Genomic DNA, 12,065 nt, shown 5'->3' with positions numbered 1-12,065 from the left:
ATTTGATTATTTTTGATTTGATGAAGAGGACTTTCGCCATATTTTTCTTGCTGTTTTTATGCGCATCAGTGGCTTTTGCGCAAGGGAACGAATTGCAATTAGCAAGGCAATATTCGACTAATGGCGAGCCGCAGAAAGCTTTGGACCTTTATCAAAAACTGTATAAACAGGATAATGAAGCTTATTTTATTTACTACCTGAACGGCCTGTTGAGCCTCAAAAAATTTGACGAAGCGGAATCCGTAGCAAAGCGGATGCTTCGTAAACATCCTGATGAATATCAGTTCAGTATATGGCTTGGCCGCGTTTATACCCAAAAAGGAGATACTGATAAAGCGAATGCCATTTACGACGATCTGATCAAAAATCTCCCCGCTGATGCCGGAGCCATCACTAACCTGGCCACCCAATTTTACCAGGCAGAAAATGCGGATTACGCAATTAAGATATTTCAGCAAGGCCGCAAATTATTGCATAATGACAACCTGTATGCCTTTGAACTGATCAACCTATACCGGTTTAAAAGAGATAAGGCTGCACTTACCGAAGAGTATTTAAACTTCCTGCCGACCAACCCGGCATTCATTACCCAGGCAGAAAATACACTTTCATCAGCGTATGAGGGCGAGGATGATTATAATATGCTCAAAGTTGCTCTCCTCAAACGGATTCAAAAGGATCCACAACAGATTGTTTATATCAATCTGCTTACATGGCAGTTTTTGCAACAGAAGCAATTTGATCAGGCTTTAGACCAGGCGCTTGCATTAAGCAGAAGGCAAAATGATGACGGAAACAGCATTTTTGAACTGTGTCAGACCCTTATTTCGAACGAGGCTTATGAAACTGCAATCCGCGGATATCAATACATTATCAGTAAAGGACGCGACAACCAGCTTTATATTCCCGCAAAAATTGAGCAGATCAACACCAAAAACTTATTAGTCACAGCCGGTAAATATACGCAAGCCGATCTGCTTGGATTGGAGAAAGACTATCTTGATCTGATAGGAGAATTTGGCAAAAACGGCAATACAGCTTTTGCCATGCAAAAGCTGGCTAACCTGGAGGCTTTTAAACTGCACAAACTGGATGATGCCCAAAAGTTGCTGGAAGAAACCATAAAAATACCAGGACTAAAATCCAATCTGCTGAATAGCTGCAAACTCGATCTGGGTGATGTTTATCTGATAAATAAACAGCAATGGGAGGCTACATTATTGTACAGCCAGGTGGAGACTGCTTATCCAAATACCTCTATCGGGCAGGATGCAAAATTCAGGAATGCAAAGCTGGCTTATTACACGGGCGACCTGGAATTTGCTAAAAGGGAGCTGGATGTGCTAAAGGCAGCCACTTCTCAACTAATAGCCAATGACGCGCTGAACCTATCGTTGCTTATTACCGACAACTTGTTTGCCGATACCTCAGGCAAAGCATTAAAAATGTATGCCCGCGCTGATTTGCAAATATTTGCCGAGCAACCCGAAAAAGCGGTATCTATCCTGGATAGTATCGACGTAAAATATCCCGGCAATAACCTGAGTGATGATATCTTAATGGCCAAGGCCCGCATCCTGATCCAGCAGAAAAATTTTAATGACGCAGTCGCCCCGTTAAAAAGGATAGTAGATGAGCATCCGAATAATCTTTGGGCCGATGACGCAGTTTTTATGCTGGGCGATCTGTATGAGAACCACTTGAACAACAAGGAACAGGCCAAAACCTTTTATCAGAAAGTGATAACGGATTACCCTGGCAGTTTGTGGATTAATGAGGCTAGAAAACGATTCAGGTTGCTAAGAGGCGATAAACCGGACGCATCTTAGTTAGAGAGTTAGTGAATAAGCAAATTAGTGATTTATTAATTATTGATTCCATCTGAGTCTTGACTCTTGTATCTTGATTCTATTAACTACATTTACCGCATGTTAGTTTACAACGAGACCTTTATTGTTGATGACGCCATTGTAACTGAATGGCTCGAATGGATAAAAACAAATCATATACCGTCTATACTGGCTACCGGAGCTTTTGATAGTTTCAAGGCACTAACTGTGCTTGATTCTCCAAACGAGGGAATTACTTATTGCATCCAGTATCATACCGATTCTATCGAACGTTACAGCGATTTTCATTACAAGCACCTGGACCAGATACACCAGGCACACAATGCGCAGTTTGAGGAGCGTTTCGCGCTGTTCCATACGCTTATGGAAGAGATTGAATTGTAGACCGGAAGTCGGGAAGCCTGCATAAGTCCGAAAGATGATTGTAAAATCCCGGGCATTGTCTTTCGGACTTTCCTACTTACACGGACTTTCGGACTATTCTATCCGCAACTCCTTCGGCATCCTTCCCCTCAATAAAAACTGAGCCCATTTTTCATTGCCGTTTTTGCGGGCGGCTTCTGAGGCTTTGTGCCAGTCATATGCGCATAGCACCTGTTCTATGCTGATGTTATCTCCGCCGGCAGCTACAATAGCATACTTGGCATGTGGTGTCATGGACTCCATGGCGAAACGATGTTCGCCGGTACCCAGGTAAGCAGGCAATCCCACACTGCCTGGATTCAATATGATTTTATCATTCGACAAATAAATCACTCTGTTTACATGTGAGTGCCCGCAAAGAATGATACGTTCTTTTATGTTTGCTGTCTTAGCGATTAGTTCCTCGTCATTATAAACAAACACGCCATGCTGCGTTACCTTTTCCAGCAAATATTCATCGTCGCTTTCGGGGGTACCGTGGCAAACGAAAAACAAGCTATCGCAAGTTGAAGTCTTTGCTAAACTGCGCAGCCAGGCAATGCTTTGTTCTGAAAGATCAGCTTTTACCCTATCCATACCATCTTTGGTAAAGTCGCCATCAACAGCTTGCAATATCTCGCGGTCGGTATTACCGCTAATGCAGAGCATCGGGTTTGCACGCATCATTCCGGCAACTTTTTCCGGCTCTAGTGCGCCGAAAAAGTAATCGCCCAGGTTAATGATGGTTTCTATTCCCCGCGATTTGATATCTTTTAAAACAGCATCAAAGGCAAGCGAATTGCCGTGTATGTCGGATATAATAGCGTATGTTTTCATGGTGATTATAACAAAAAAAGAAAGCCCCTTGTTCAGGGGCTCCGTATTATTGCTTTATCAAATTATACAACTCATCCAGTTTCGGCGTCAGTACAATCTCTATACGCCTGTTTTTTGCCAAAGCATCAGAGGTAGTGCCAGGGTCAACCGGTTGATACTGGCTTTTGCCGGTGGCTGTTAATCTCTTCGGATCGATCTTTTCCACTTCGGTCAGGTAACGGGTTACCGAGGTGGCACGCAACACGCTCAAATCCCAGTTATCTTTTATCTGCCCAAGGTTGATCACCTTTTTGATATCCGTATGACCTTCTACAGCTATGTTGATATTGGTCTCCTTATTTAGCACATCGGCTAATTGGTTTAAGGCTAATTTCCCGTGCTCATCAATCACAATACTTCCCGACGGGAAAAGTAATTTATCAGCCAATGATACATATACCTTTCCGTCGCGGATATCTACTGATAATCCGCTGTTCTGGAAACCCAATAACGCCTGTTGAAGTTTATCCTTCAGTGCGTTGGTAGCCTCATCCCGTTTCTTTAGAGCTTCTTCTACTTCTTTCAGGCGCGCTTCCCTTTTTTTCAGGTCGCCTGATAATTCACTGACCTTATTTGAGCTGCTGTTGTAATTATCGTTCAACCTATTATAATTGCTGGTCAGGCTATTATAGTTGTTCTGCAACTCAGCCAACTGATGACGCTGGTGCATAGTATCTGCCTGCAGGCTCGAAACCTGTGCCTCAAGACTGGTTGTCCGGTTTTGAAGCGAGTCGCGTTCACCTACTGCCATTTTGTATTTTTTCATTGATACGCACGAATGTAGGGTCGCGCATACAACAAGGGCCAATAAATAATATTTGATCTTGTTCATGGTGGGAATGGTTATAAAGAGTTAAGCAAGTGCATTTCTTAAAAATACATTAAGCGGATATATTTTGCTGCATATATCTGCTAATTGTTCTGGCGCGTTATCCTTCGTTAAAAACTTATCGGTCACATTATACATTACAATAAAACTTTTTAGCCGCAGCAGGTCTATATTTTCATTATCCGCAGCATAACCCTGTGGTGCAGTTTTCAGTTGCTCCTGGTCACGAAAATTACCGAACATCTTTCTGAATTCAGAATCATCAATTATCTTTTTCAGATCAGCAGCATTATAATCGATCTCCTGTCGGATTTTTTTTAGCAGATCGGCTTCCGGCATCCAGTATCCACCAGCGACCATTGACTTACCCGGCTGAATATGAAAATAATACTCCACGCCTCCGGGTTTTGAACTCGTGGTAGGTATGCTGACGCCAAAATTATTTTTGTAGGGTGTTTTATCTAGCCTGAAGCGGATATCCCGGTAAATTCTTAGCACACACTTTTTTGGATCGGCTTCGGCATTTACCAATGGGTCAACTTTGTGGAGCTGCTTTAACAGTTCGCCTGTAAATTCGATTACATTTTGCCGGGCTTCATCATGTTGGTGTTTATGTTCCTGGAACCATTCGCGATTGTTGTTTTCTACCAGATCTTTTAAAAAATCGAATGTTTCCGGGTTGATCCTCATAGATTAAAAAAGTTTGGTTGCCTGATGAAATGATAAAAGAATCAGGTGTGAATATCTGAAATTTATTCACGAAAGCAAAAAGACAAAAGAGCCTTAGTTCAGATTTAATTTCTCGTGAGGAACGTTCAGATCGACATTTTTGCGACGGTATTTTTTATACCAGATGTAGCCAACAACTGCCACAGCCAGGTAAGGAGCAGCCAGTAAATAAACGATGCCGTTATTGAGGCCGTGAGTAGCATTGCTTCCGCTTTTGTTGTTCGATTCCACCGCGGTGGTACACATAGCGCACTGGGCCTTCACGCCGACGGAGCCTAAAATCATCAGGCTAAAAGCAACTGAAACCAGGAAAATTCTAATGCCTTTCATCGATGCAAAAATACATTTAAAATTCGGATTTCGGATTTTCGAATTCGGATTTAAATAACAACGCTACAGAACTCTGATTGTTCTATAATCTATGATTTTCAGCCTATCTAAAAGGATAATACGGTGCGATCATAAAGTAAACGATTACTCCGGTAATTGTAACATACAACCAGATCGGGAAGGTCCACCTTACCAGCCTTTTGTGCTTCTCTACCTGCATTTGTAATCCACGATAAAAGCTTAACAATATCAGCGGTAATACGCCTGCTGCGAGTATGATGTGAGAGGTCAAGATCACGTAGTATACATAACGAATATTCCCGATAGCAGCTTTTTCTTCGGGTGATAAGATGCCATCGCCATTCAGGTCACCAAACCGTGTCTCAGGATTTAAATAGTGGAATAGAATATAAGAAACCAGGAAAAGTGATGATAAGCAAAAAGTGAGGATATTGATCCTTTTGTGAACCGTAATATTTCCCTGCTTTATAAAATAAAACGAAGTGAGCAGCAAAATACTGCAGGTGCCATTCAATATAGCATTCAGCTTAGGCAAATAACCAATGAATGAAGGAATAGTTGCCGGAGCAGGGATCAAATGCCGGTTTAAAATAACTACAACCAAAAACACAAATACGGAAACGGCTGCGACGAAACGGAAAATGAATTTATCAGTCATGTCTTTATTTAATTAGTAAGTTAGTGAATGAGTGATTTAGCGAATAAAGGTTTGATTGCTTCTGCAAATCACTCATTCACTCATTCAGTCATTAATACAGTGGTGTGTCCTTCGCCCGCAATTCTTCTGAAATAAGCACTTTTATTTCATCATTCAGACGAAGTACATCTGGCATTGACGCGCCGGAATAATACCCTCTTATCCTTTCATGCGAATCGATCAGCATTAATTTATCCGAATAGATGAAGTTATCCTTATCCACTTTTAACGCATTCACCAAAAAACCGTTGCGTGCCAGCGGGTAAATGGTGCTTGTGTCTCCCGTCAGAAAAAGCCATTTTGCCGAGCCGGGAAATCTTTCTGAGTATTTTTTTAATACCGGTGCTGAATCTCTATCCGGATCGACTGTTATCGAAGCAAAATACACCATCTTGTTCTTCGCCCAAGCCCTCGAGAGGCTATCCATATTGGCATTCATTACTGTGCAAATATTAGGGCAATGGGTATAAAAGAAATTTGCTACAAATATCTTCCCGTCGAATGTTTTAACTGAAACTGAATTGCCATCCTGATCAGCCAGTTTAAAATCATTCACCGTATGGTAAATGGTGTCCGGGACATCCTTGCCTCGAACACGATGCGTAGTTTTTGCTATCTCTTTCGGCCCGAATTTCGCCAGCGCGTGATAGCGGTTTTTACCCTTTACGGTTAGTAAATAATATAAAAATCCCGGTAGAGCTAAGATCAATACCAGGATTAATATTTTTTTTATTAAGCTTAATTTGCTCATTACATTCTCAGATCAATCCAGTGGTGGCTTTCATTTGTAAGCACCAGGATCAAGCCGATGATAAACAAAACAGGGACTATGATTGCGAACACTAAACCAATTCTTTCGAATTTTAAGTGCATGAAATAAGCAACAATAAAGAATGCCTTGAACAAAGTCAGCACAATATAGATCGGGTTTGCTGCAGTAACCGGAATATGGTGCTGAGGTACAAGCCACAATGCTATAATGAACTCAACTACTGTTATGCCCAGTAATATGAAAAATACATTCCAAATTCTTTTTTTGGTCATGGTGTCATGCTCGGCATGCTCATCATGATGTTCTGTATGGATAGTTTCTGACATACAATGATTTTTTAAACTAAGTAAAAGAAGGTAAATACGAATACCCAAACCAGGTCTACAAAGTGCCAGTAAAGGCCAACTTTCTCTACCATCAGATAGCTACCACGTTTTTCATAAGTACCCATCAAAACGTTAATGGTAATAATGATATTGATTACCACACCACTAAATACGTGGAAACCGTGGAAACCTGTTATGGTAAAGAATAGATTTGCAAACTGATGTGCATAGGTGGTAGATGGCGCCCCATGGAAAAGCTCTTTCAATGTCTCCATATTCGGTATCGCACCCCACCAAAAGCCTTCGCTGTGCAAGTGTGACCATTCCAGTGCCTGGCAACCCAGGAACATTAAACCACCTATAATGGTTCCGATCATCCATCCTATTACTTCTTTTTTTGCGTTACGGTGGCCGGCTTCAACCGCCAATACCATTGTAACAGAGCTCATGATCAGGATAAAGGTCATTAAACCCACAAATACCAATGGCGCGCCATGCTCTATCATTCCCGGCACTGACTGGAAAACCAGGTCTGGTGCAGGCCATGCATTTGAGCTGAAACGTAACGCTCCGTAAGAGATGAGCAATGAAGAAAAAGTAAAGGCATCTGATAGAAGGAAAAACCACATCATCATTTTGCCGTACTCTACAGCGAAAGGTGATCTGCCCCCCGCCCAGGGCGTTGTTTTAACTTCGTCTATTTGTGATACAGTTGTACTCATTTGTACTTAATTGTTGGGTTATTAATGTTGGTTCAAAAGTAAAAAAACATATAGATATATCCATATAATATCGAGAAAATGCCAAAATATTGAGGATATTTCCATTCGGTATAAGTTTATCGCCTGTGGCTTATTGCGATAACTTGTTATCAATGCTCCTAACAGGAACATCAAGCCCGCAAAAATGTGCAAAATATGCACACCGGTTAGTATATATATAAATGAACGCGCGGCATTCGGATTAACAAAGTAAATTCCCATTTTGTTAGTCAGAATATACCAGCCGTCAAATTGTATAGCACAAAACAGTATGCCTAATGCAAATGTTAGCCACAAAAAAAGGCGTTGTTTTCCAAACTCCAATCTTTTTGCCGCCCTCGATGCTAAAAATAAAGTTACACTACTGATAATAATTACTGCTGTGCTGTATTTAAACACATCGGGTAATATCACGTTTATTCCGTGTCCTTTGCCGCCTACGTATACAATGAACCCGCTTGTAAATGCAGCGAAGATCATGAACGAAGCAAAAACAAACAGCCACATTACAAATTTTTTCGGTGTCAGGTCTAACCTGTCTTTTTCGTGCTGTATCTGAGCCATCATATCATTTTCCTAAAAAATCAAACAAAAACATTAATTGTACTATCGGTAAATAAAAGAACGAACCAAACATCAGTCTTTGTGCTGATTTGATGTCGCGCTTAATTAAAAGCATAAAACCGAGGTACAAAAATAGTAAACTACAAACTAATGATACGCCAAAAACCCAATATCCTCCGTACCCGTAAATAGTTGGCAGTAAACTAACCGGCAACATGATAACTGTGCTGATAAATGTAATAATGGCGCTTCCCAAATCGCGTTTACCGGTAGGCAACAATCTGAAGCCTGCCAATTTATAATCGTCGTCCAGCACCCAGGCAATTGCCCAAAAATGCGGGAACTGCCATACAAACTGGATACCAAAAACAATAAGTGCGATCTGATCCACCGTACCATAACCAGCCACATAACCGATAAACGGCGCCAATGCTCCCGGTATAGCTCCTACAAATACAGCTATTGGCGAAACACGCTTAAGCGGCGTATAGGCGAAAGCGTAAAATAAGATCGAGAAAACAGATAACAAACCAGTCGGCAAATTCAGGCTCCCTAATAAATAAGTCCCCGCTAATGCCATACACAAACCGAGAATCAGCGCCTGACCGGTAGTCATGTGACCAGCCGGAATAGGGCGATCTTTGGTTCGCTTCATCAGTTTATCATAGTCTTTCTCTATAATCTCGTTGAAACAATTAGCGGCGCCTGTTACCAGAAAACCACCTACAATCAGCATAGCCCAGTGTTTCCAGTTAATATGCCCATGATTTTGTGCGTTGGCTTTGCTGCCGATCAAAAAAGTAACCGATGCGGAAAAAACCACAAGAAATGTCAGTCTGAATTTAATCAGCTTTGAAAAATCCTTCCAATTCATTTGCTTACCCCCTGCCCATTAGCTGACCGGTACAGGTTCAGCATTAAATAAAACTGTGCACCAAACATTAAACTTGATAGCAAAATATGCGACGCCTGAGCAAATGGCGGCAGCGATAGGTACGAAAGAAAAATACCTGTTACTATCTGCAACATAATAATCAGAAAGGTAAAGCTCATTAACTGTTGCTGAACCGAGTGCCTGCTAAAATGGCGGCGTATCAAAGCATATAACATTACATTAATCACTAACACCAATATCGCCACATCGCGATGCTGAAAGAAAACCTGGCCGGCGCTGTTTACCCAGCCGTCGCGGTACCCGCGCAAACGGGTAGATACTGCGTCGATCTTTTCTCTTACTTCCGTGCCGAAAATGATCTGGGCTACAGATATAAGCAGGGCAATCAAAGTAATGATATGAATAATAGGCGTAGTTTTTAGCTGGGTTTTCCCGCTTGTTTTGGCCATATGATAAGTCAATATAGCTATAGCCAATATCGCCAATGCCAGCATCATGTGCACAGTTATCGTCCAGGCTACAAGGTTGGTAGAAACCACTATAGAACCAAACCATGCCTGGAAACCGACCAGTACCACATTAAAAATACTAAGTATTACTATTGACTTACATACTTTTCGATAGCTGAATGCATAAATGGCTGCAAAAAGTAAAGCCATACCTGTTATCTCGCCCAGCAACCTGTTGATGTACTCTACCCAGGTTTTTGCTGCGTTGAATTCTTCTGGTACTAATATGGATTTGTCCTGGCGCAAGCGGGTAGCCAGGTCACTGAATCCGAATACATCCAATGTTTTAGCAAAACGTTGATTTTTTGCTAATCGCCCGGCAACGTATTTCTGTTTGTAATCTTTGGGAAGCTGAGAAACATTAGTAGGCGGCACTATGCATCCGAAACACTTTGGCCAGTCGGGGCAGCCCATTCCTGAGCCTGTGCTTCGTACAACTCCTCCGGCAAGTATCAATACAAAAAGCAGAACAATTGTGATAAGATTGATCTTTTGAAACCTTTTTTGGGATACTGCTATATTCATCTATATTTTTTAAAAAATTAGGGTATCTGTTAGGGAAATAATTCCGGCACAGATACCCTAAGAAGATCAGATCAGGAAATTGATTATTTTACTTCTTCGCTTGATCTTTGTGTCTTTGCCCATTCATTATACTGCTGAAGCCCGGCAGGATTATCTTCGAAATCATGAGGTAAGTTAGAACTCATAGTTTCTGATAGCGGAGTAGTCTGCATAATAAAGTCTGCATCGTGTCCCGGCTTGCTGTAGTCATATGGCCAGCGGTAAACGGTTGGTATTTCGCCAGGCCAGTTACCGTGGATATGCTCAACCGGAGCAGTCCATTCAAGGGTATTAGCATTCCATGGGTTTTGAGTTGTTTTCTTACCCCAGAAGATGGAATGTATAAAGTTGTATAAAAACGCGATCTGTGCTAAACCTGCGGTGATAGCTGCCCATGTAATAAAGGTGTTAACAGATAACCAATGGTTAAACGCAGGGAACTCAGTCATTGCATAATAACGACGTGGCACACCATCAAGGCCCATAAAGTGCATTGGGAAGAACACTAGATAAGCGCAGATAAATGTTAACCAGAAGTGCAGGAAACCTAATTTCTCGTCCATCAAACGGCCGAACATTTTAGGGAACCAGTGGTAGACACCGGCAAGCATACCAAATATAGCTGCCGAGCCCATTACCAGGTGGAAGTGAGCCACAACGAAATAAGTATCGTGCAGGTTGATGTCCAAGGCAGCGTTACCCAGGAATATACCCGTAATACCGCCTGAGATGAAGAATGATACCAATCCGATAGCGAACAGCATAGCCGGGGTGAACCGGATATTACCGCGCCATAAGGTAGCCAGCCAGTTGAATGTTTTTACTGCCGATGGTACCGCAATGATCAATGTAGTGATCATGAATACACCGCCTAAGAACGGATTCATACCGGTTACAAACATATGGTGTCCCCATACGATGAACGAAAGAGTGGTGATACCAATCAGCGAGTACACCATCGCATGGTAACCGAAGATCGGTTTGCGTGAGTTTACCGCAATAACTTCAGACGATATACCCATTGCCGGCATGATTACGATATATACCTCAGGGTGGCCCAGGAACCAGAACAAGTGCTGGAACAGGATCGGGCTACCGCCTTCGTACGGCATAATTTTACCGTTCAGGACAATGTCTGATAAATAGAAGCTGGTACCAAAGCTGCGGTCGAATATTAATAATACCACACCTGCAACCAGTACAGGGAATGATAACACGCCAAGGATAGCAGTCAGGAAAAAAGCCCAAACTGTCAGTGGCATTTTCCAAAGATCCATGCCTTTGGTGCGCATGTTCAATACTGTACTTACGTAGTTGATACCACCCATCAATGATGATGCGATAAAGCACACCATACTGATCAGCCAAAGGGTCATACCCAATTCAGAGCCATTCATCGCTTTTGGTAACGCTGATAATGGAGGATAGATAGTCCAGCCACCACCTGCAGGGCCCTTTTGGATAAAGAATGATGACAACATAATTACGCTGGCTGCAAAGAAGAACCAGTACGAAAGCATATTGATAAACGGAGAGGCCATGTCACGCGCACCGACCTGTAATGGAATTAATAGGTTACTGAAAGTACCGCTCAATCCGGCTGTTAACACGAAGAATACCATGATGGTACCGTGGATGGTTACCAATGACAAGTAAAACTGAGGATCCAATCGACCGTTAGGTGCAAAGCGGCCCAATAAAGTTTCCAGCAACGGGAAGCTTTTATCAGGATATGCCAGCTGGATCCTGAAAAGGATAGATAACAGCATCGCGATAACCGCCATAGTAATACCTGTGATTAGGAATTGCTTAGCGATCATTTTGTGATCCTGGCTAAAAACGTATTTGGTTATAAATGTATCATGATGATGATGTTCGTGGTCGTGATCGTGACCCGCTACTCCATGATCGTGAATTGCTAATGTTGACATAATCGCTAT

General features: G+C 42.1%; 14 protein-coding genes. 2 read left to right on the top strand and 12 right to left on the bottom strand.

Annotation, left to right across the window (positions count from 1 at the left end):
- Positions 1–20: 20 nt before the first annotated feature.
- Entirely contained in the window at positions 21–1,829 is a 1,809-nt protein-coding gene (locus tag Q3A68_RS11965) for a tetratricopeptide repeat protein (RefSeq protein WP_302901322.1), read from the top strand.
- 99 nt (positions 1,830–1,928) lie between these two features.
- Positions 1,929–2,234, top strand: coding sequence for a DUF4286 family protein (locus Q3A68_RS11960; RefSeq protein WP_302901321.1), 306 nt, complete (start codon positions 1,929–1,931; stop codon positions 2,232–2,234).
- Positions 2,235–2,327: 93 nt separating this feature from the next.
- Here Q3A68_RS11960 and Q3A68_RS11955 read toward each other — a convergent pair whose 3' ends face one another.
- From Q3A68_RS11955 to Q3A68_RS11900, 12 genes are all read right to left on the bottom strand, one after another.
- Entirely contained in the window at positions 2,328–3,089 is a 762-nt protein-coding gene (locus Q3A68_RS11955; RefSeq protein ID WP_302901320.1) for a metallophosphoesterase family protein, read from the bottom strand.
- 46 nt (positions 3,090–3,135) lie between these two features.
- Complete coding sequence (locus tag Q3A68_RS11950; protein ID WP_302901319.1) at positions 3,136–3,894, bottom strand: OmpA family protein; 759 nt, start codon at positions 3,892–3,894, stop codon at positions 3,136–3,138.
- An 87-nt stretch (positions 3,895–3,981) separates the two neighbouring features.
- Positions 3,982–4,647, bottom strand: coding sequence for a DUF2461 domain-containing protein (locus Q3A68_RS11945; RefSeq protein ID WP_302901318.1), 666 nt, complete (start codon positions 4,645–4,647; stop codon positions 3,982–3,984).
- Positions 4,648–4,740: 93 nt separating this feature from the next.
- Positions 4,741–5,016: a hypothetical protein gene (locus Q3A68_RS11940; protein ID WP_302901317.1), complete on the bottom strand. Its 276-nt coding sequence runs from the start codon at positions 5,014–5,016 to the stop codon at positions 4,741–4,743.
- A 103-nt stretch (positions 5,017–5,119) separates the two neighbouring features.
- On the bottom strand, positions 5,120–5,695 hold the full coding sequence (locus tag Q3A68_RS11935; RefSeq protein WP_302901316.1) for a DUF420 domain-containing protein: 576 nt from the start codon (positions 5,693–5,695) through the stop codon (positions 5,120–5,122).
- A gap of 91 nt (positions 5,696–5,786) precedes the next feature.
- Positions 5,787–6,485: an SCO family protein gene (locus tag Q3A68_RS11930; protein WP_302901315.1), complete on the bottom strand. Its 699-nt coding sequence runs from the start codon at positions 6,483–6,485 to the stop codon at positions 5,787–5,789.
- On the bottom strand, positions 6,485–6,832 hold the full coding sequence (locus Q3A68_RS11925; RefSeq protein WP_302901314.1) for a cytochrome C oxidase subunit IV family protein: 348 nt from the start codon (positions 6,830–6,832) through the stop codon (positions 6,485–6,487). Before Q3A68_RS11925 ends, Q3A68_RS11930 begins: the two co-directional genes overlap by 1 nt.
- Before the next feature lie 11 nt (positions 6,833–6,843).
- Positions 6,844–7,554, bottom strand: a complete 711-nt coding sequence (locus Q3A68_RS11920; RefSeq protein WP_302901313.1) for a cytochrome c oxidase subunit 3 — start codon at positions 7,552–7,554, stop codon at positions 6,844–6,846.
- A gap of 21 nt (positions 7,555–7,575) precedes the next feature.
- Complete coding sequence (locus Q3A68_RS11915) at positions 7,576–8,160, bottom strand: cytochrome c oxidase subunit 3 (RefSeq protein WP_368045672.1); 585 nt, start codon at positions 8,158–8,160, stop codon at positions 7,576–7,578.
- Position 8,161: 1 nt separating this feature from the next.
- Entirely contained in the window at positions 8,162–9,031 is an 870-nt protein-coding gene (gene cyoE / locus Q3A68_RS11910; protein ID WP_302901312.1) for a heme o synthase, read from the bottom strand.
- On the bottom strand, positions 9,028–10,086 hold the full coding sequence (locus Q3A68_RS11905) for a COX15/CtaA family protein (RefSeq protein WP_302901311.1): 1,059 nt from the start codon (positions 10,084–10,086) through the stop codon (positions 9,028–9,030). The genes cyoE and Q3A68_RS11905 overlap by 4 nt, the downstream gene beginning before the upstream one ends.
- Positions 10,087–10,169: 83 nt before the next feature.
- Complete coding sequence (locus Q3A68_RS11900) at positions 10,170–12,056, bottom strand: cytochrome c oxidase subunit I (protein WP_302901310.1); 1,887 nt, start codon at positions 12,054–12,056, stop codon at positions 10,170–10,172.
- Positions 12,057–12,065 lie beyond the last annotated feature (9 nt).

Origin of the sequence: Mucilaginibacter tolerans (assembly GCF_030519375.1) — a bacterium.
Lineage (GTDB): Bacteria > Bacteroidota > Bacteroidia > Sphingobacteriales > Sphingobacteriaceae > Mucilaginibacter.
Note: the sequence above shows the minus strand (reverse complement) of the source record. Positions and strands in the feature narration are given on the sequence as shown.

Bases quoted from the DNA above. Each gene is read 5' to 3' on its own strand.
- Q3A68_RS11965 (WP_302901322.1), top strand. From the start codon at position 21: ATGAAGAGGACTTTCGCCATATTTTTCTTGCTGTTTTTATGCGCATCA.
- Q3A68_RS11960 (WP_302901321.1), top strand. From the start codon at position 1,929: ATGTTAGTTTACAACGAGACCTTTATTGTTGATGACGCCATTGTAACT.
- Q3A68_RS11955 (WP_302901320.1), bottom strand. From the start codon at position 3,089: ATGAAAACATACGCTATTATATCCGACATACACGGCAATTCGCTTGCC.
- Q3A68_RS11950 (WP_302901319.1), bottom strand. From the start codon at position 3,894: ATGAAAAAATACAAAATGGCAGTAGGTGAACGCGACTCGCTTCAAAAC.
- Q3A68_RS11945 (WP_302901318.1), bottom strand. From the start codon at position 4,647: ATGAGGATCAACCCGGAAACATTCGATTTTTTAAAAGATCTGGTAGAA.
- Q3A68_RS11940 (WP_302901317.1), bottom strand. From the start codon at position 5,016: ATGAAAGGCATTAGAATTTTCCTGGTTTCAGTTGCTTTTAGCCTGATG.
- Q3A68_RS11935 (WP_302901316.1), bottom strand. From the start codon at position 5,695: ATGACTGATAAATTCATTTTCCGTTTCGTCGCAGCCGTTTCCGTATTT.
- Q3A68_RS11930 (WP_302901315.1), bottom strand. From the start codon at position 6,485: ATGAGCAAATTAAGCTTAATAAAAAAAATATTAATCCTGGTATTGATC.
- Q3A68_RS11925 (WP_302901314.1), bottom strand. From the start codon at position 6,832: ATGTCAGAAACTATCCATACAGAACATCATGATGAGCATGCCGAGCAT.
- Q3A68_RS11920 (WP_302901313.1), bottom strand. From the start codon at position 7,554: ATGAGTACAACTGTATCACAAATAGACGAAGTTAAAACAACGCCCTGG.
- Q3A68_RS11915 (WP_368045672.1), bottom strand. From the start codon at position 8,160: ATGATGGCTCAGATACAGCACGAAAAAGACAGGTTAGACCTGACACCG.
- cyoE (WP_302901312.1), bottom strand. From the start codon at position 9,031: ATGAATTGGAAGGATTTTTCAAAGCTGATTAAATTCAGACTGACATTT.
- Q3A68_RS11905 (WP_302901311.1), bottom strand. From the start codon at position 10,086: ATGAATATAGCAGTATCCCAAAAAAGGTTTCAAAAGATCAATCTTATC.
- Q3A68_RS11900 (WP_302901310.1), bottom strand. From the start codon at position 12,056: ATGTCAACATTAGCAATTCACGATCATGGAGTAGCGGGTCACGATCAC.